Below are 18135 nucleotides of genomic sequence, written 5' to 3' on the forward strand. Positions count from 1 at the left end.
TATTCGGTTGCGGACCGAATGCAAGATCCAAAATGACATGGACAAGATGACCAGACGAGACAGTACCAAACCGGCGCGAACCGGATCGACAATCGACAGCATCCTGGCGCAATGGCGCATGGCCCGGCCGGATCTGGATTGCCGCCCGATGGCGGTGATCGGCCAGCTCTGGCGCACAAGCCAGATCGCCATGAAAGCGGTCGAGGCCAATCTCAAGCACTACGACCTCGACATGGCAGGCTTCGATGTGCTGCTGACGCTGCGCCGTCAGGATGGCGGCGAGGATGCCGGCGGCGCGCTGACGCCGGGCGACCTGGCGCGCGACATGATGCTGTCGCCACCGGCGATGACCAACCGCATCGACCGTCTGGTGGCGCGCGGACTGGTCGAACGACGCGCCGATCCCGATGACCGTCGCGCCTTGCGCGTTGCGCTGACTGCTGCGGGCAGGGAGCTAGCCGACACAGCGGTAAAGACCCATCTTGAGGTGGAGGAAAGCCTGCTCGCCGATCTCGCACAGCACGAGCGCGACGACCTGACCCGCCTGCTGGCCCGCATCGGGCAGTAGCTGCAGCCCGTCCCTGGTTCAGCCGATCAGTCCAGGGCGAAGCCCTTCATCAAGCAAGGCGACGACCTTTGCCGCAGCTTCCGCCTTGGTCACCTGGCCGTCGCCATTCACATCAAGGCCGCGATTGAGCCGATAGGCGGTCGAGCCCTTGCGAAACAAGACAAAGCCCGGCGCCTTGTCGACGGCGCGCGGATAAAGCACCACCATATAGGCACTCGCCAGATCGCCCATCCGCCCGGCATAGGGCGCGAGATAGCGCTCGACATAATCAAGCTGCTCGACCGCGGTCATCAATGCCAACCGGCTGGTGCTCGTCCCCAGCGCCCTGGCGGTGGCAGGCATGAACTGGATCAGCCCGGTGGCACCGGAGCCGGCTTGGTTCGTCACCGCCGGGTCGAAGCTCCGGCCGGTCTCGAACGCCATGATCGCCATCAGATGGTTCGGGTCCATCTCGAGACGATGCGCGATCGCGGTTGCCTTGCGTTTGAAGGCTGCTGAAACTCGCGCGCCCCAGGCGATCTCGATGCCGGTATCTGCGGCAGGCGCGGGCAGGCCGCCCGGCATCGGGTCGACCGGTTGCCCTGTGTCTTTGCGGGCGACAGCGGCACGCCGTGTGGCAAGCCAGGACAGGATGGAGGAGAAAAAGGAAATATCGGCCATCAGCTCTCTCGATGTGCAAGGTGGGTCGGGGTCGATCTGTCTTGCCCGAGTCTAGGCAGCCGGCGCCGGGCGGGGACGTTTTTGCGCGCTCAAGCCTGTCCTTTCCGGCGCCGCCGGGTCTGCGTGCTGCTGCCGCAGGCCTGGGGCGAAGCAAAAAGTGCCAGACCGATAAGGGCGTCTTTTCAAGCCGATGAACGGAAAACCTGAATCAGATTGGCAATTCGCAAACTGAGGGCGGTGCTGTCAGCAACAAGACCTTGTCGACAGGACATTTCCGCGGATTCTTCCCCGCCTCTTGCCCAAAACCCCGGCTTCTGCGATCACTCAGCCAACCCGTCGGCCAGTTGCGCCGCCCCCCGATCGACCTACACCGCCAGGATCCAAGCCATGCAAAATCCCGTTCTCGTCGAAGTCACCCGTGGCCAGATGGTTGAAAGCCGGCATCGCGGCATGGCCGTGGTGGTGGATGGCGATGGCGCGGTGGTGATGAGCCTGGGCGAGGTCGAAGCCCCGGTGTTTCCGCGCTCGGCGGTCAAGTCCATGCAGGCGCTGCCGCTGGTCGAAACCGGCGCTGTCGACCGCTACGGTTTTGGCGACAGGGAACTGGCGCTCGCCTGTTCCTCCCATTCCGGCGAACCCGAACACATGCGCCTGGCCGGCGACATCGTTGCCCGCGCCGGGTTGAGCGAAGCCGATTTCGAATGCGGCTGCCATTGGAGTTTCCAGCAGCAGGTGCTGATCGACCAGGCCCAGGCCGGCGGAAAGCCCGACCAGCTCGGCAACAACTGCTCCGGCAAACATGCAGGCTTCCTCTGCCTGTCATGCCATGCCGGCGTCGATCATCACGGCTATGTCGAATATGATCATTTCGTCCAGACTTCCGTCCGCGATGTCATGGCGGAACTTACCGGCACCGCGCTCGGCCATGACAATTGCGGCACCGACGGCTGTTCGATCCCCACCTATGCCGCTCCCTTGAAGTCAATCGCCCACGGCTTTGCCCGCATGGCGTCTGGCACAGGGCTCGGGCCTGAGCGCGCCAGGGCGGCGCAACGGCTGATGGCGGCCTGCATGGCCGAGCCCTGGTATGTCGCAGGCACCCGTCGCGCCTGCACCGAACTCATGCAGATCGCGCCGGGCAGGATTTTCGCCAAGACCGGCGCCGAGGGCGTCTTCTGCGCGACCATCCCGGAAAAGGGCTATGGCATCGCGCTTAAATGCGAGGACGGCGCCACCCGCGGCGCCGAAGCCATGATTGGTGCCGTGCTGGCCAAGCTGTTTGACGATGATCAGGAGCTCTCCGCCCGGCTCGGCGACTGGTCGCAAAAATCGATGAAGAACTGGAACGGCATCGAGGTCGGCGTCATCCGTCCGGCCGGCGCCCTGGCCTGATCTGGCACGGTTTGCCGCCAGCTCTATCCGGCCCGGGCCGGTCGCTGTTCCGGAAAGGCCGCTCCGGCCCGGCCGGGTTCGGCGCGGCGAATGCTGCCCGGCGGTTTGCCGAACACCCGCTTGAAGGCGCGGCAAAAGGCTGCTTCCGACTGGTAGCCGAGATCGCCTGAAATCGCCGCCAGCGCGTCGCTGGTGTCGATCAGCCGGCTGCGCGCCATGCGCATGCGCCAGTCGGTCAGGTAACGCAGCGGCGTCTGTCCCACCAGATTGGCAAAGCGCGCCGCAAAGGCCGAGCGCGACATGCCCACCTCCACTGCCAATGTGTCGACGCTCCAGTCTTCGCCGGGGCGGCGGTGCATCAGCGCCAGCGCCTTGCCGATCTGCGGATCGCGCAGGGCTGCCAGCCAGCCTGTCTCGGTCGTCGGTGCGGTTTCCAGCCAGGAGCGGATCGCCTGGATCACCACCACATCCGACAGCCGCGTGATCACGGTCTCGCCACCGGGCTTGAGCGAGGCCGCCTCGCTGGCGATGAAGCGCAGCGTGCTCTGCAGCCAGCCGCCGGTCTGGTCATCCCAGGCATCGATGCCGATGATCTGCGGAAGCAGCTTGAGCAGGTGTTCGGCGGCGACATCGTCAAACCGCACCACGCCATACATGGTGCGGGTCATCGAGCCGCCGCCGCCATGGCGCATGATCTCGTAGCGCTCGCTGACCTTGTCCACCGGCAGCTCGAACAGCGGGTCGCCCGCCAGCCCCGGCGCACTGGAAATCGTGTGCGGCGTGCCATGCGGGATCAGCGCCAGGCAGCCCTGCGACAACAGCCGCGGTTCCATCCCCTCTAGCTCGAGCCAGAAGGCGCCGGAGGTGGCGACCATGAACGACATCACCCCCTCGAGCTGCGGAATGGCAATCGCCCAGGGTGCCGTCAGCTCGCCACGGCAATAGAGCGTGCCGGTCAACCGCAGCATGTGCAGCGTCTCGGCGAGCGGATCGGAGGTCACGGGAATGTTCGGGTCAGATGTGGTCATGCGGTCAGACTATGGCCGCCTATGCGCATTGTCCACCGGTTTGGACGAACGGCACATCAATGCAGTTTTTCGATCATTGTTCATCCAGATCGACGGGTTTAGGTCTTGCGCATCGTCAATCAAGCCCAAGGAGCTACTCATGCAGACCGCACCCATTCTCGTCATCGGATCAACCGGCAAGACCGGCAGCCGCATCGTCAAGTCACTCGAACAAAAGGGCTATCCGGTCCGCCAAGGCGCGCGCAGTTCCGCCATTCCTTTCGACTGGGACCGGCCGGACACCTGGGAGGCGGCACTTGCGGGCGTCACGGCCGCCTATGTCTCCTATTTCCCTGACCTTGCCTTTCCGGGCGCGGCAGACAAGATCGAAGCGCTGGTGAGATCCGCCAGGGCGGCCGGTGTCCGCAAGCTGGTGCTTTTGTCGGGCAGGGGCGAGGCGCATGCCCGCAAATGCGAGGACATCATCCGCAATTCCGGCCTCGAATTCACCCTCGTCCGCGCCGCCTGGTTCGCCCAGAACTTTTCCGAAGGCTATCTGCAGGGGCCGGTGCTCGACGGCATGGTGGCGCTGCCTGCCGGCGACATCAAGGAGCCGATTGCCGATGTCGATGACATCGCCGATGTCGCCGTCGCAGCGCTCACCGACGACCGGCACAATGGCGAACTCTACGAGATCACCGGTCCGCGGCTGTTGAGCTTTGCCGAAGCGGCCGCGGAAATCTCTGCCGCTGCCGGCATTCCGGTCCGCTACATGCCGATCACGCTCGAACAATTCCATGCGGCGATGCTCGGGATCGGCGGACCGGTCGTGGCCGATGTCTTCACCGAGATCTGCCGCGAAACGCTGGACGGCCACAATGCCTATCTCACCGATGGTGTCGAGCGCGCGCTGGGCCGCAAGCCGCGTGATTTCGCTGATTTCTGCCGCACCGCCGCCGCCTCCGGCGCATGGAAAAAGGCAGCCTGACCGGTTGTCGTCCCTCTTCACAAGGAGTGATTTCATGAAAACTTCGATCTTTCAGAAAGCCGTGCTGCTGGTGGCAGGCGTCACCGCCATTTTCATTGGCGGCTCCATCCTGTTCTCACCCGCTGCCTTTTATGCGGCCTACGGCATCTCGCTGCCCGCCGATGTCAGTCTGACCAACGAGATGCGGGCCACGGGCGGCAGTGTGGCCATGCTTGGCCTGCTCACCCTGTCCGGTCTGGTGTTTGCCAGATTTGCCCTGGCGTCGACCTTGCTGGCGGCGGCCATGTTTCTTGCCTTTGGCGCGACGCGGCTGTTGAGCCTTGGCATCGATGGCCAGCCCGATGGCGGCCTGGTCACGGCGATGATCGCCGAACTGGTCATCGGAACGGCCGGTCTGGCGGCACTGATCGCCGCGCGCAAACCGGCCTGACCGCCAAATCTGCGGCCGGCTCGCATCAGCCGGCCATCAACCACTCCTCCAAAACACCCGGCCCGCGGGCCCAACCTGAAAGCAAAGCTCATGTCCTTATGGTTCATCCTGCTTGGTGCAGTATCCGTCCTTGCCTATGCGGCGATAGGCGGCGTGTTTCTGGCCTTCTCCGATTTTCTCATGCGCTCCTTCAATCTGGTCAGGGACCAGGGAGGCATCGAGGCCATGCAGGTGCTCAATGTCGAAATCATGCGGTCCGTCTTCATGGTGCTGTTCATGGGGCTGACGTTGGTGTCGCTGTTCATCGCTGTCTATGCGGCCATCAATCTTGGCGGCACGCCCCGGCTGCTGCTGATGCTGGCCGGCGGACTTTATATCATTGGCGTCTTCGCGCTCACCGCCGCCGGCAATGTGCCGCTCAACAACCAGTTGGCAACCCTGGCTCCCTCCACGCCGCAGGCTCTCGCCTTCTGGAAGGAGGCCTACATGACAAGGTGGGTCAGCCTCAACACGCTGCGGACAATTGCCTGCCTGCTCGCATCCGGATTGACGCTTGCAGCGCTGGTCATGCGCTAGCGGCAAATCCTTGCGGCACGGCTTTTCCCCGGCGCTGCCTTGATCCCGCCTGTCCCCGCCTCTATGTCGGGGAGACGCTATTTCCGATCATGGAGTTCTTCTTGCCCGCATTTTCAAACTTGCCTGCTGCCCCCGTCGCTGAAACCCGGCCGCTCAGCGATACCCGCCATGGCGTCACCCGCACCGATGACTATGCCTGGATGCGCGATGACAACTGGCAGGCGATGTTCAAGGATCCGGCCCTTCTCGATCCGGCGATCCGGACCCATCTGGAAGCCGAAAATGCCTACCAGAAGGCCGCCATGGCCGATACCGAAGCCCTGCAGAAGACGCTGTTTGCCGAAATGCGCGGGCGCATCAAGGAAGACGACAGTTCGGTGCCGTCGCCCGATGGTCCCTGGCTCTACGGCGTTCGCTTCGTCACCGGCGGCGAGCAGCCGAAATATTTCCGCATTCCGCGTGATGGCGGCGAAGAGCAGATGATGATCGACGGCGATCTCGAGGCCGAGGGCAAGGCCTATTTCCGTCTCGCCGGCGCCGGACATTCGCCCGATCATGCCGCGACAGTCTGGGGCTATGACGACAAGGGCTCGGAATTCTTCACCCTCAGGGTGCGCGATCTTGCCACCGGCAAGGACCGGCCCGACCTGATCGAGAACACCGGCGGCGGTGCTGCCTGGTCAGCCGATTGCACCGGCTTCTTCTACACCGCCGTTGATGACAATCACCGCCCCAACCGCATCTTCTACCATCGCCTCGGCACCGCCCAGGACGAGGATGTGCTGATCCACGAGGAGGCCGATTCCGGCTTTTTCATGGGCGTTTCCGACACCCGCCTGAATGATTTCATCATGATCGGCATCAATGATCACGAGACCTCCGAATGCTGGGTCATGCCGGCCGATGATCCGTCGGCAAAGCCCAGACTGGTGGCGGCGCGCCAGACCGGCGTCGAATATTCGCTCTCCGAAGGCGGCGATGTGTTCTACATCCTCACCAATTCAGCTGGCGCCAAGGATTTCAAGATCATGCAGGCGCCGGTTGAGAGCCCCGAGCCCGCCAACTGGAGCGAGGTCGTGCCCCACAAGCCGGGCCGGCTGATCCTCTCGGTCAGCGCCTACCGCAATCACCTGGTCTGGATGGAGCGCGAAAACGGCCTGCCGCGCATCGTCATTCACGACCGCACCAGCGGTGAGGAACACGCCATCGCCTTTGACGAGGAGGCCTATTCGCTCGGCTTCCAGGGCTCGATGGAATATGACACCGACATTGTCCGCTTCAGCTATTCGTCGATGACGACGCCGTCGGAACTTTATGATTACAACATGACCACCCGCGAGCGCACATTGCTCAAGCGCGACGAGGTGCCGTCCGGTCACAATCCCGCCGATTACGTCACCCGCCGGGTGATGGCGCCGACCACGGATGGCGAGCAGGTTCCGGTGACGTTGCTTTTCCGGCGCGACACCCCGCTCGATGGATCGGCACCTTGCCTGCTCTATGGCTACGGCTCTTACGGCATTGCGATCCCGGCAAGCTTCAACACCAGTTGCCTGTCGCTGGTCGATCGCGGCTTTGTCTATGCCATTGCCCATATTCGCGGCGGCAAGGAAAAGGGCTTTGGCTGGTACGAGGCCGGCAAGCGCGGCAACAAGACCAACACATTTACCGATTTCATCGCCGCCGCCCGCTATCTCGACGCTGAAAAATTCACTTCGCATGACCGCATCGTCGCCCAGGGCGGATCCGCCGGCGGCATGCTGATGGGCGCCGTCGTCAACATGGCGCCCGATGCCTTTGGCGCCATCATCGCTGCGGTTCCCTTTGTTGACGTGCTCAACACCATGCTCGACGACACGCTGCCTCTGACCCCGCCGGAATGGCCCGAATGGGGCAACCCTGTGGTCTCGCCCGAGGATTATCAGACCATTGCCGGCTATTCGCCCTATGACAATGTCACAGCACAAGCCTATCCGCCGATCCTGGCGGTCGCCGGTCTGACCGATCCGCGCGTGACCTATTGGGAACCGGCCAAATGGGTGGCGCGGCTGCGTGCGCTGTCGACCAGCCAGTCGCCGGTGCTGTTCAAGATCAACATGTCCGCCGGTCATGCCGGCGCCTCGGGCCGGTTCCAGCGGCTCGAGGAGGTTGCTTATGAATATGCCTTCGCGCTGAAGGTGACAGGCAAGGTCTGATCCCGGACACACTGCCGCCGACCGGTTGTTTGCTGGCGGCGCGCAGTGATTTTCGGTGTCCAGCGAGGTAAATAACTCGCCAATGGTGACCCAAATGGATATTCGCTAAAATTTTACCAAGCATTTTAAGGCAATGCTCACAGGCCTCTGCATATGTATTGGCATGAACATTCCTAATTTATGCGAGGTCCTGTGATGGCGAAATCACCGATGATGCAAAAAGTCGTGAATTTGATTCGCAACACTGACGGCAACTTTGCCATGATCGCCAGCATCATGCTGCCGGTCGTGTTCGTGGCAGGAAGCCTTGCCCTGGACACCACCAATGCGATGTCGATGAAGACCCAGTTGCAGAATGCGGCCGACAGCGCGGCGCTGGCCACGGCAAGTCAGCTCTCCAACGAGCAGATCACCCAGGCCGAGGCCGAGGACTACGCCAAGGCCTTCTTTGCCAGCCAGATTTCCGGCGACTCTGAATCGGCAGCGGCCTTTTCCGCGACCCCGACAGTCACCATTTCCTCGACCGGCGTCGGCGCGCGGACCATCTGGACGGTCAAGGTCGTGGCTGCCGGAAGCCAGGACCTGTCCCGGCTGGCCAGGTTCATGGGCAAGGACACCATCAATGTGAACATCAGCGGCACATCCGAATCGTCGAAGAGCGGCAGCGGCTTCAACCCGCTTTCGATGGCGCTGGTGCTCGACCGGTCCGGATCGATGAGAGAGAATTCGGGCCAGACGGTGGAAGAGGTCGTGCAGGGCTACTGCTACAACAGGCGCTCGCGCCGCTACTACCGCTGTGAAACCACCCAGGTGATCGACATTCCGAAGATCGATGTCCTCAAGGAGGCCGTCGGAAACCTGACCGCCCATATCGTCGAGGCCGACCCGACCAACCAATATGCGCGCATGGGCGCGGTGAGCTACAACTCCTCGACCGGTTACCAGGACAAGCTCAGCATTGGCTGGACCAAGGTCGATGTCGCAGCCTTTGCCGCGTCACTTGTCGCTGACGGCGGCACCAACTCCGAAGACGCCATGCACTGGGCCTATGACCAGATCGTCAGTTCGACCGAGATCAACGAGCATTATTCCAAGAACGGGTCGAAAGATCCGAAAAAATTCATCGTCTTCATGACCGACGGCGAGAATTCGACCGGCTCGTCATGGCGGAATGACTATGCCGACAGCCAGACGATCAAATATTGCGACAAGGCCAAGGACGAAGGCGTAACCATCTTTGCCGTTGCCTTCCAGGCGCCTGACCGGGGCGAGGAACTGCTCAGCGCCTGTGCGTCGGGTGACGCCTTCTATTATGACGCCGACAGCGCCGAAGCCCTGCTCGCAGCCTTTGAATCGATTGGTGAAGCGGCGCTGGCCCAGGCCACGCGACTGACCAACTAGAACCATCCCCTGTCTGGTGCGCACAAGCTGCGCCAGGCAGGCTGATTATTCCCAGCCGTTGGCCCGTTCGGGCAGCGCCTTGAGATAGGCGGCGATCGCATCCCGGTCGCCGCTTTCCAGTTGCGCCATATTGGCCTGCACCTCGACCATGGATCCGCCGACACTGTCGAAGTCCGGGGTGAAGCCGCTTTCAAGATAATAGGAAATGTCGGAGGCACTCCAGCTGCCGATCGACTTGCCGCCCGGCGTCAGATTGGGAATTACCCCTTCGCCCTCGGGGTTCTCGGCCCCCGACAGCCAGGCATTGCTGACAAAACCGCCGATCAAATTGCGCGGCGTGTGGCATTCGCCGCAATGGCCGGGGCCTTCGACCAGATATTGCCCGCGCTGAAGCTGCGGATCGCCGCCCGCCAGCGTCACCCGCGGCTCGTCGGTGAAAAACAGCAATTTCCATCCGCCCAGCGACCGCCGGATGTTGAACGGAAAGCCCACCTCATGCGGCAGCGACGCCACATCGCTTTCGGGCAGCGTCTGCATGAATGCAAACAGATCGGCAATGTCGCCATCGCTCATCCGCGTGTAGGAGCCATAGGGAAAGGCCGGATAATAGTGACGCCCATTGGGCGACACGCCGGCCAGCATCGCATTGGCAAAATCCGAAATCGTCCAGCCGCCGATGCCGGCCTCGGGATCGGGCGAAATATTGGGCGCAATGAAGGTGCCGAAATCGCTTTGAAGCCGCACCCCACCCGAAAGCAGCAACCGGGCCTCGTCCTTGGCGCCGGGGGCGGCATGGCAGGAGGCGCAGCCGCCGGCCCAAAACATGGTCTCGCCGGCTGCCGCATCGCCTTCAAGTTCGGCGATGCGTTCAAGTCGGGCGGCGTTCACCGGAGTTGGCGCGGTCAGCCAGAAGCCGATCGCGGCTCCCGCTGCCGCCACTACGCCAAGTCCGAGTGCCAGCCGCTTCACGCCGCACCCCCGGATGACCGCCATCCGGATGATCGGAGTGCGCCCGGCCGGCACCGGAAAAGATGCTGGTGAATGCCTGCGCCCATCAGCTCTTCTTCAGGCGATAGGTCTCATGGCAGGTGCCGCAATTCTTGGTCAGCGGTCCGAAAACCGCCTTCAGACCGTCAAGATCGGCAGGTGCTGCGGCAATGGCCGCATCCGCGTCGGCCTTGAAGGCTGCGAGCCTGGCCTTGAAGCCGTCCATGTCGGTCCAGATTGCCGGGGCTGCCTCGGTTTCGAAGCCGGTTTCCGAGCCTTCGGGAAAATGCTCGGCGAAGGTGGAAGCCACGTCGCTCATCGTCTGCAGAGCCGCCAGCGTAGCGGCCGCATCGTAATCGGCCTCGCCCTTGACCATCTTGGCCAGCGCTCCGGTAGCGCCACCCACCTTCTTCATCATTTCCTGGCGAACCACCTGTGGCTCGTCGGCGGCGATCGCAGGCGCAAATCCTGCAGCGCCGATCACGGCGGCGGCGAACAAAGTCCGGAATTTCATGAGGTCTCTCCTGTTGCTCAATGGTGGTTGCCCCGGCACCATGATTGCACGCTGCGCGTGACGCGAAAGTCACAAGATTGTGAACACTGCGTTTACTATTCGCTGCTGCCTGTCCGCGGGCGCCTCGCACGAAAAAACCCGGCGATGGATATCGCCGGGTTTTTCCTCGTCTCTGCATGTGTCCTCGCGTCAGACTTAGCTGGCGGCGTCGTACATTTCGGCAACATGATCCCAGTTGATCAGGTTGTCGATGAAGGCCTCGAGATATTTCGGCCGGGCATTGCGGTAGTCTATGTAGTAGCTGTGCTCCCACACATCGCAGCCCAGAACCGGCGATGCGCCATGCATCAGCGGGTTTTCGCCGTTCGGTGTCTTCATGATCTCGAGCTTGCCGTCCTTGACCGCGAGCCAGGCCCAGCCGGAGCCGAACTGGCCGACGCCGGCGGCGACGAAATCGGAGCGGAACTTGTCAAAGCCGCCGAGATCCGAGTTGATCGCCTTTTCCAGCGAACCCGGCATCTTGGAGCCGCCGCCGCCCTTCTTCATCCATTTCCAGAAATGCATGTGATTGTAATGCTGACCGACATTGTTGATCAGGCCGGCATTCTTTTCCGCATAGGCGGCCTTGCAGATCTCTTCGATCGACTTGCCGGCATGGGCGCTGCCTTCGAGCAGTTCATTGCCCTTGGTGACATAGGCCTGGTGGTGCTTGTCGTGGTGGAATTCCAGCGTCTCGCGCGACATGTAGGGCGCCAGCGCGTCGTAATCATAGGGCAGGTTTGGCAGTTCGAGGGCCATGAGAATTCTCCTCTTGAATTGGATGAGCGGCGGGGCAAAACCCGCAACGTCGCCTGAACATAGGCGCGCGGTCTCATACAGGCAACGGGGCAACTTCAAAAAGGTTCCTGATCGCCCGAAAACCTCGGGTTGCAGGCACTGGAAGCAGATGAGCCGGGCAGGTCAGAGGCGGCCCCCGGGGCCTCAGCGCTCGGCGAGAGCCAGCCGCAACCCCATCAGTCCGAAGGCGGACGCAAAGCTGCGCTTGACCCACCCCATCACCCGTGGCCGCGACATCACATGGTCGCGCGCCTGTGCCGCGAGCAGGCCGTAGAGCGCGAAGACGGCGAAGGTCAGCCCCATAAACACGCCCGCCAGCCCGAGCATGTCGAGCGTAGCGCCAGCCGCGCCGGGATCGACGAATTGCGGCATGAAGGCCAGGAAGAACAGCGTCAGCTTCGGATTGAGCAGGTTCAGCAGGATGCCGGCGGTGATGATCCGCAACGGCCTGATACCGGCTTTCCGCGCACCGGCCTCGCCAGCGCTGATCGCCAGGGCGCCGGTGTCACGCCACATCTGCCAGGCCATGTAGAAGAGATAGAGCACGCCGAGATACTTGATCACCTGAAAGGCAAGCGCGCTGGCATGCAAAAGCGCCGCCAGCCCGGCGACAGACGCAACCACATGCGGCACGATGCCGAGCGTGCAGCCCAGCGCCGCCAGCACCGAGGCCCGTGCCCCATGTGTGAGTGCTGCGGCAAGGGTGTAGATGACACCGGTGCCGGGCAGCAGAACGACGATCAGCGTGGTGATGAGGAATTCGGGTGTCATGGCGAAGATCCTGCGGCAAGCCGGTTGAAGGCGTTCCGAGAGTGACCGGCGCCGCGGACAATGTCAATTTCGGCGCTGCGCCGCGCCCGAGCAGAGTCCATCGACTGAAACCGGACATTCTTGACAGATCAACGGTTTACGGGCCGGGATTCGCGCAGGCTGGTTCGCTCAGCGCGTGCGGCGGCCGAAGCCGGTGCTTCTTGCCGCAACCCGCCGTGGCGCGGGCATCGTGACGCTCTGGCAGGGCGCTGACGGGATTTCCGATGCGGCGCGATCTTCGCTGCTCAGAACCGGCAGGATGATCTGCTGGCGTGGCTGTCCGGTCGATATCCGCTCACCGACAAAGCGGACGCCGCAATCGCCATTGCGGTACCAGACCCGTTCGCACTGCAACTTGTAGCCGTCAATCTCGACATGCAGGGTGAAATGCTCAGGCACAAGCCAGTCACATCCAAAGCGCAGTCTCGCGCCGGTTTCGCTCAAATCGCGGATGGTGCAGGGCATGGCGCGCAAGCCGCCGTCAAGGCAGGCCAAGGCGCCCTTGAAAACCCGCTTGCGCAGGGCCTGGCGCACCACAAGGGCGGAGTCGGGGCCACTACTGGCCGTCTGTTCGGTCATGGTCTTCAGCGCTCATCGCTTTTTTACTGACCCATTCATTGGGCCGGACAAATTCTAGCAACGGACATTTGTGCGGCCGTGAACATAATCGTTAAAATGCGGAGGATCCGGACAAAGGCTGAGAGATACTGGTCCGGCAGAACGCAAGCCCGCAAAGGTCGAGATGGGAAGCCGCAGCAGGCCCGTCAGGCCACCGCATTGCGCTCCAGCGTCAGATGCGGAAACCGGCCCGCGCCGTCACTGGCCAGATCGCCGGTCACCACTTCGTTCCAGCGGCAGCCGACAATGGCCCCGCCCGGCGTGGCATCGAACATGTTGCCCGAAATCAGCGCCGCACCGGCGCCCTCGACCACCGAAACGGCGACGCCTGCGCCGCAATCGCGCACCGTGTTGCCAGTGAAATTGACCGCCCGCAAAAACGGTCCCCAGCCCATCAGCACGCCCCATTTCGGCGCGCCCTCGATGACATTGCCGCTCACTGCCGCATCCGCCTCGATCGCCATGCCGATGCCGAAACCGGCATATTCGGCCGGGTAGGGACCCAGCGTGGAAAGATTGCGGATGATGTTGCCGGTTACCGATGCCAGCCGTCCGCCCTCGTTGAAATTGGCCACCGAAATCCCCACCGTGCCGCCGTCGATCAGGTTCGACGCGATCACCACGCCCTCGAACGAGAACTCGGCATAGATCGCGGTCTCGCCGGAGCGTATCGCCTGGTTGGAGACGATCTGGACGTTGCTGGCGGAATTGGCGCGGATCGCGGAGAAGGCGCAATCAGACACGTGGTTGCCCGTCACCATCACATTGTTGGCGCGAAAGATATTGATGCCGTTGCCGTTCTGGCCGGTGCCGCCGGCGCGCGCTGCAATCCGCATCACCCGGTTGCCCTCGACCAGCGTCGCGTCCTCTCCGGCGGACCAGCGATGCACCAGGATGCCGCCATTGGCGCAGTCGCGCACCACATTGCGGCTGATCGAGAGCCCGCGGCTTTCAATCGCGTAGACGCCAGCCAACCGCGCGCCAAAAATCTCGCACTGGCTGATCCGCCCGCCGCAGGCTTCCAGCGTTATGCCGTGGCCATCGGCGCCCGACACAGTCACCTCCTCGATGATCGCGTCGGCGACGCCGCGCAGATGCAGCAGCGCCGATACATGACTGCCCAGCCGCTGATTGGCGCCGTCCAGCACCAGCCCGGACAACTCTACCCGTCGCGCGCCTTCGCTCAGGAATGCGTGGCCGCGGCCGCCATAGATCAGCCGTGTGGCGCCGGGCACGCCGGCAATCCGCGCGCCGTCGGGCAGGATGATGTTGGAAATCACGAAACTGCCCGGCGGCAGCCGCAACACCCGGCCATTGGCGGCGGCGTCGTCGATGGCATATTGAAACATGCGGCTCTGGTCATCCACCGCATCGGGCAGCAGACCGGCGAGATCCGCATCATGGCCACCGCGCAGCCCGACCTGGCTGAACAGCTCTGCGGCTGCAGCCTGCGGGATCAAAAGGCTGGCCGCACCGGCGCCGGCAAGACCGTTCAACAGGCTGCGGCGGCTCAAACTGGGACTCCTGGTGCTCATGCGCATTGTGTTGCATGAACCATGCCAACTGCGGCTGTGCCAGAACGGGACAGAAGCGCGCCCTGCGCCCGGTTCCGGGATTGGCCGGCCCGCGGGTAAATAATCTCCAATTCTATTGAGCCAGATCAAGAATGCCGGGCCGCACCCGGGCTAGATTGGCATTCAAAGGGTTCCGCACCGGTGGGTACGCGGACCCGATTGCGCAGGGGGGCGACATGCTCAAACTCACAGCCATGGTCTATATCATCGCCGGCAGCATGTTGGCCGGCAGTTGCGTCATCGCGGCGCTGACCATGGGCCGCATGGACGCGGTGTCGATCGCGATTGCCGCCGTCATTGGCGCACTGGCGGCGTTGCCTGTATCCTGGTTCGTTGCCGCCAGACTGAACAAAGCCATCCGCCCGGCCTGACACAAGGGGCAGGGACGGAGCGCGGGGCTGGCCGGGAGGTGGCCGCCCCGCCACCCATCACGCCAGATCGTCCTCGATGCGCCGCGCCGCGGCCAACCCGCTCAGATAGGCGCCGTGCACCGTGGCATGGTAATCAAACAGCGTGTGCTCGCCGGCAAGCAGCAGCGTGCCGGCCACCGGCTCGGCCAGAGAATCGAAATCCGCCGGTGTGGATCCGGTCTTCGCGTAGGAATAGGCGCCCTTGCTCCAGTCATGTCGTGACCAGCGTGTGGCCAGCACCGTTTCCGGTTCCGGCGTCGCCGCGCCGAACATTGCGCGCAGCGCCTGCATCGCGTCGGCGGTCATTTCCGCGTCGCTCATCGCCTCGGCCTTCGCCGCATAATTGCCGACGCTGAATCCGACCAGAATGTTCTGGACCGAAAAGGTCCGGTAATTGAGAAACGACACCCAGCGTCCCATCGGATCGCCGGTCAGGCCGAAATATTGCGTATCGACTGGCCAGAACGGCCCCGTAAATTTCAGCGCCAGCTTGGTGACATTGCCCATGCCGATGCGGCTGATGGCGGCGCGATACTGTGGAGGCAGTGGCGGATCGAAGCTGATGCCGCCCGCCTGCAACACCCCGAGCGGGCAGGTGCAGACAACGAAATCGGATTCGAAATGGCGGCCATTGGCTGTCACCGTGGCGCCGTCGTCCTCTTCATAGTCGACGCTGACCACCGGATGGCCAAGCCGGATGTCGAGCCCGGCGGCAAGCGGACCCAGCATCCGGTCATAGCCGTTCAAAACGATCACATCGGCGCCGTCATAGGTCTCGTCCTCGTCGAAATAGGCGGCCGACAGGGCATCAACGGGTCCACCTGCGTCGAACTCGGTATAGGATGACACCATCCATCTGGTCGCCGGGTCAGTCAGGGTTTCGGGGGCCAGCCGGGCGATTGCCGCGGCCAGCGGCTGGTCGCCATCAAGCGTCGTGTCAATCCGCGCATAGAGCGCATCGAGCTGCGCCTCCTTGCCGAAGATCTCCGCATCCCGGTAGCGCTTGCCGTCGGCTGACAGCACCATCAGGCTGTCATCCTCGGTGACAAAGATTTCGCCGCCGGCTGCCGCAACCAGAGGCGTGACCGGATTGCCGTCCGGGCGGTGGATCCATCCGGCGCCGAGTTCGAAGGGCGCGCCCAGCGACCAGTCGGTCTGCAACCTGCCGCCAATGCGGTCGGAGGCTTCCAGCACCAGCACCTCGTAGCCCAGATCGGCAAGCTGGCGCGCCGCCGCCAGCCCGGCCACACCGGCGCCGATGACGATGACATCGACATCGTCGCTTGCGGCGCGGGCAACGCCGGTGCCGGTCAAAGGTGCGGCAAGCGCCGACGCCGCGGTCAGGCGCAGGAACTGGCGGCGATCAAACGGCCGTGACTGGACAGGCTTTGGCATCGGACGCCTCGCTCCGGTTCGGATCCCGGGGCAGTCCGGGAATCGCAGGCCCCAACCTGCGCCATGGATCCCGGCGCTGCAATGCGCGGCAGCCCGGGGGATTGCGCCCAGCGTGCGTTAACGCGCTGCCAACCATACTGCTTAGGTCTGTTTTCAGTGGTTCGAACTAGAACGGGGGGCTGAAAACCGGGAACATCACCATGAAGACCGTCTCCACGCACACTGCACGGCCCAACATCGCCATCGGTGTTTACGCGCTGTGTATCGCCGTCCTGGCGGTCTTTGCCGTGTCCAACCTTCAGATCCTGACCTTTGCCGGCGTCGTCGCCGATGATGTCCGCAGCGATCTGGAGCAGTATCTGGTCCAGGCCGAGATCGACCGCCAGATCGAGGTGCTGGCCCGCGACCAGTCGCAGATTTCTCATTGGGACAAGACGGTGAGCGCGCTTCGCGACCCGATCGACCGAGATTTTGTCGAGGAGGAGATCGCCGACTGGATCTGGGAGGATTTCGGCATCGAATCCACCGTCGTGGTGAAGCCTGACGACATGCCGCTGGTGGCGGTGTTCCGCTCCCAGGTGATGGATCCGGCTGCCGGCCTGCCCTATGTCGAGCGCAACCGGGATCTCGTCGAGGCGGCGCGTGAAAACTATTTCGCCCGCCGCGCCCCGCGAAACGGCGGTTACGTGATCACCGGTCAGCCTGCGCGTTTTGCTCCCAAGCTTCATGCCGCAGATGTCCGCATCATCGACGGCCAGATCGGAGTGATCGCGGCGCAGGCGATCATTCCCGACGATGTCGAAACCCTGCCCGACGGAATGCCGCAGGTGCTGCTCACCTTCAAGCCTTTGGGCAAATGGGCTCTTGCCGGGATCGGTGAAAATCTCGGGCTCGAAGATTTTTCCGTCGCGCCTGCTGCCGCGGCTGTCGAGGGCCGCAGCACGGTACTCGTCAGCCAGGTCGCGGGTCAGCCGCCGCTGGCTGCGAGCTGGCAGGTGGAGCTGCCTTCGCGCATCATCTGGAACCGGTCGATCGGCGCCCTTGCCGGGGCCTTTGTGCTGGTCAGCGTCGCGCTGCTGATCGTGGCCATGCGCTATGCCGGTACCATCCATGCGCTGCAGCTCAGCGAGACGCGCAACCGCCACCGCGCCATGCATGACAATCTCACCGGGCTGCCCAATCGTCTGCAGTTCGACATCGCGCTCGACGAGATCGTCGCCGGACAGCGTCAGGATCGTTGCGCCATCCTCTGCCTCGACCTCGACAAGTTCAAGGCCGTCAACGACGCCCATGGCCACCAGGTTGGGGACCTGGTGATCAGGACCGCGGCCCGGCGGATCGCCGATGCTGTCGGAGAAGACGGGATGACCGCACGGGTCGGTGGCGACGAATTCATCATCCTGCTGTGGGACAAGCTCGACCGCACCAGTCTGCTCGCCCGCTGTGAGCGGTTGATTGCCAGCGTCTGCGAGGACATCGCGTTTGACGGCGGGGTGGCGCGCATCGGCGCCAGCATCGGTGTCGCCTGGTGGCCAGATGATGCCCAGACCGCCAAGAATATCATCCGCAGCGCCGACGAGGCGCTCTACCGGGCCAAGGACAATGGCCGGGGTCAGGCCTGGTTTGCCGCAGACAGCGGTGGGGCGCGCTCCGGGGCAGCCGAACGGCGTCAATCCGCGTCCGCGGACGAGACAGTTTCGGGCAGCGTCGCCGCCGCCTGACGCGGCCGCGTTGTCAGGTGACAGACGTCAAGGCAAAGAAAAACCCGGCGGA

The 18135-nt window shown here is 63.4% G+C and carries 18 protein-coding genes; 9 read left to right on the top strand and 9 right to left on the bottom strand.

Annotated elements, in window-relative coordinates; translation table 11 throughout:
- Positions 1 to 37 precede the first annotated feature (37 nt).
- Positions 38 to 568 (top strand): MarR family winged helix-turn-helix transcriptional regulator, encoded by a 531-nt coding sequence (locus tag OEG82_RS09740; protein ID WP_267612256.1) that lies wholly within the window; start codon positions 38 to 40, stop codon positions 566 to 568.
- Between the two features lie 18 nt (positions 569 to 586).
- Here the strand turns inward: OEG82_RS09740 and OEG82_RS09745 are convergent, their stop codons facing one another.
- Positions 587 to 1228: a transglycosylase SLT domain-containing protein gene (locus OEG82_RS09745; RefSeq protein WP_267612257.1), complete on the bottom strand. Its 642-nt coding sequence runs from the start codon at positions 1226 to 1228 to the stop codon at positions 587 to 589.
- 387 nt (positions 1229 to 1615) lie between these two features.
- Here OEG82_RS09745 and OEG82_RS09750 point away from each other — a divergent pair, with 387 nt between their 5' ends.
- Positions 1616 to 2620, top strand: a complete 1005-nt coding sequence (locus tag OEG82_RS09750) for an asparaginase (protein ID WP_267612258.1) — start codon at positions 1616 to 1618, stop codon at positions 2618 to 2620.
- A gap of 23 nt (positions 2621 to 2643) precedes the next feature.
- Here OEG82_RS09750 and OEG82_RS09755 read toward each other — a convergent pair whose 3' ends face one another.
- A complete protein-coding gene (locus OEG82_RS09755) occupies positions 2644 to 3648 on the bottom strand; it encodes an AraC family transcriptional regulator (RefSeq protein WP_267612259.1) in 1005 nt (334 codons plus the stop codon).
- Positions 3649 to 3787: 139 nt separating this feature from the next.
- On the opposite strand from OEG82_RS09755, the gene OEG82_RS09760 reads away from it, so the two are divergent.
- The 5 genes from OEG82_RS09760 (at position 3788) to OEG82_RS09780 (ending at position 9217) form a co-directional block, all read left to right on the top strand.
- Positions 3788 to 4615, top strand: coding sequence for an NmrA family NAD(P)-binding protein (locus tag OEG82_RS09760; RefSeq protein ID WP_267612260.1), 828 nt, complete (start codon positions 3788 to 3790; stop codon positions 4613 to 4615).
- A gap of 34 nt (positions 4616 to 4649) precedes the next feature.
- Entirely contained in the window at positions 4650 to 5045 is a 396-nt protein-coding gene (locus OEG82_RS09765; RefSeq protein WP_267612261.1) for a DUF4345 domain-containing protein, read from the top strand.
- Between the two features lie 90 nt (positions 5046 to 5135).
- A complete protein-coding gene (locus tag OEG82_RS09770; RefSeq protein ID WP_267612262.1) occupies positions 5136 to 5621 on the top strand; it encodes an anthrone oxygenase family protein in 486 nt (161 codons plus the stop codon).
- Positions 5622 to 5710: 89 nt separating this feature from the next.
- Positions 5711 to 7816, top strand: coding sequence for a S9 family peptidase (locus OEG82_RS09775; RefSeq protein WP_267612264.1), 2106 nt, complete (start codon positions 5711 to 5713; stop codon positions 7814 to 7816).
- 225 nt (positions 7817 to 8041) lie between these two features.
- Entirely contained in the window at positions 8042 to 9217 is a 1176-nt protein-coding gene (locus tag OEG82_RS09780) for a vWA domain-containing protein (protein ID WP_267612265.1), read from the top strand.
- Between the two features lie 45 nt (positions 9218 to 9262).
- On the opposite strand, the gene OEG82_RS09785 is transcribed toward OEG82_RS09780, so the two are convergent.
- From OEG82_RS09785 to OEG82_RS09810, 6 genes are all read right to left on the bottom strand, one after another.
- Positions 9263 to 10210, bottom strand: coding sequence for a cytochrome c (locus OEG82_RS09785; RefSeq protein ID WP_425497572.1), 948 nt, complete (start codon positions 10208 to 10210; stop codon positions 9263 to 9265).
- 61 nt (positions 10211 to 10271) lie between these two features.
- A complete protein-coding gene (locus tag OEG82_RS09790) occupies positions 10272 to 10718 on the bottom strand; it encodes a c-type cytochrome (RefSeq protein ID WP_267612268.1) in 447 nt (148 codons plus the stop codon).
- Positions 10719 to 10913: 195 nt separating this feature from the next.
- Positions 10914 to 11516, bottom strand: a complete 603-nt coding sequence (locus tag OEG82_RS09795; protein ID WP_267612269.1) for a superoxide dismutase — start codon at positions 11514 to 11516, stop codon at positions 10914 to 10916.
- A gap of 183 nt (positions 11517 to 11699) precedes the next feature.
- Entirely contained in the window at positions 11700 to 12326 is a 627-nt protein-coding gene (locus tag OEG82_RS09800) for a LysE family translocator (RefSeq protein WP_267612270.1), read from the bottom strand.
- Between the two features lie 168 nt (positions 12327 to 12494).
- Positions 12495 to 12944 carry a PilZ domain-containing protein gene (locus OEG82_RS09805; RefSeq protein ID WP_267612272.1) on the bottom strand — a complete coding sequence of 150 codons (450 nt, stop codon included), beginning with the start codon at positions 12942 to 12944 and terminating at the stop codon, positions 12495 to 12497.
- Between the two features lie 185 nt (positions 12945 to 13129).
- Positions 13130 to 14518: a TIGR03808 family TAT-translocated repetitive protein gene (locus OEG82_RS09810; protein ID WP_425497573.1), complete on the bottom strand. Its 1389-nt coding sequence runs from the start codon at positions 14516 to 14518 to the stop codon at positions 13130 to 13132.
- Positions 14519 to 14733: 215 nt separating this feature from the next.
- On the opposite strand from OEG82_RS09810, the gene OEG82_RS09815 reads away from it, so the two are divergent.
- Positions 14734 to 14928, top strand: coding sequence for a hypothetical protein (locus tag OEG82_RS09815; protein ID WP_267612276.1), 195 nt, complete (start codon positions 14734 to 14736; stop codon positions 14926 to 14928).
- A gap of 57 nt (positions 14929 to 14985) precedes the next feature.
- Here OEG82_RS09815 and OEG82_RS09820 read toward each other — a convergent pair whose 3' ends face one another.
- Positions 14986 to 16362: a flavin monoamine oxidase family protein gene (locus OEG82_RS09820; protein ID WP_267612278.1), complete on the bottom strand. Its 1377-nt coding sequence runs from the start codon at positions 16360 to 16362 to the stop codon at positions 14986 to 14988.
- Positions 16363 to 16562: 200 nt separating this feature from the next.
- Here OEG82_RS09820 and OEG82_RS09825 point away from each other — a divergent pair, with 200 nt between their 5' ends.
- On the top strand, positions 16563 to 18083 hold the full coding sequence (locus OEG82_RS09825; protein ID WP_267612279.1) for a diguanylate cyclase domain-containing protein: 1521 nt from the start codon (positions 16563 to 16565) through the stop codon (positions 18081 to 18083).
- The last annotated feature ends 52 nt before the right edge of the window (positions 18084 to 18135 follow it).

The organism is Hoeflea ulvae (assembly GCF_026619435.1).
GTDB classification, from domain to species: Bacteria; Pseudomonadota; Alphaproteobacteria; order Rhizobiales; family Rhizobiaceae; genus Hoeflea; species Hoeflea ulvae.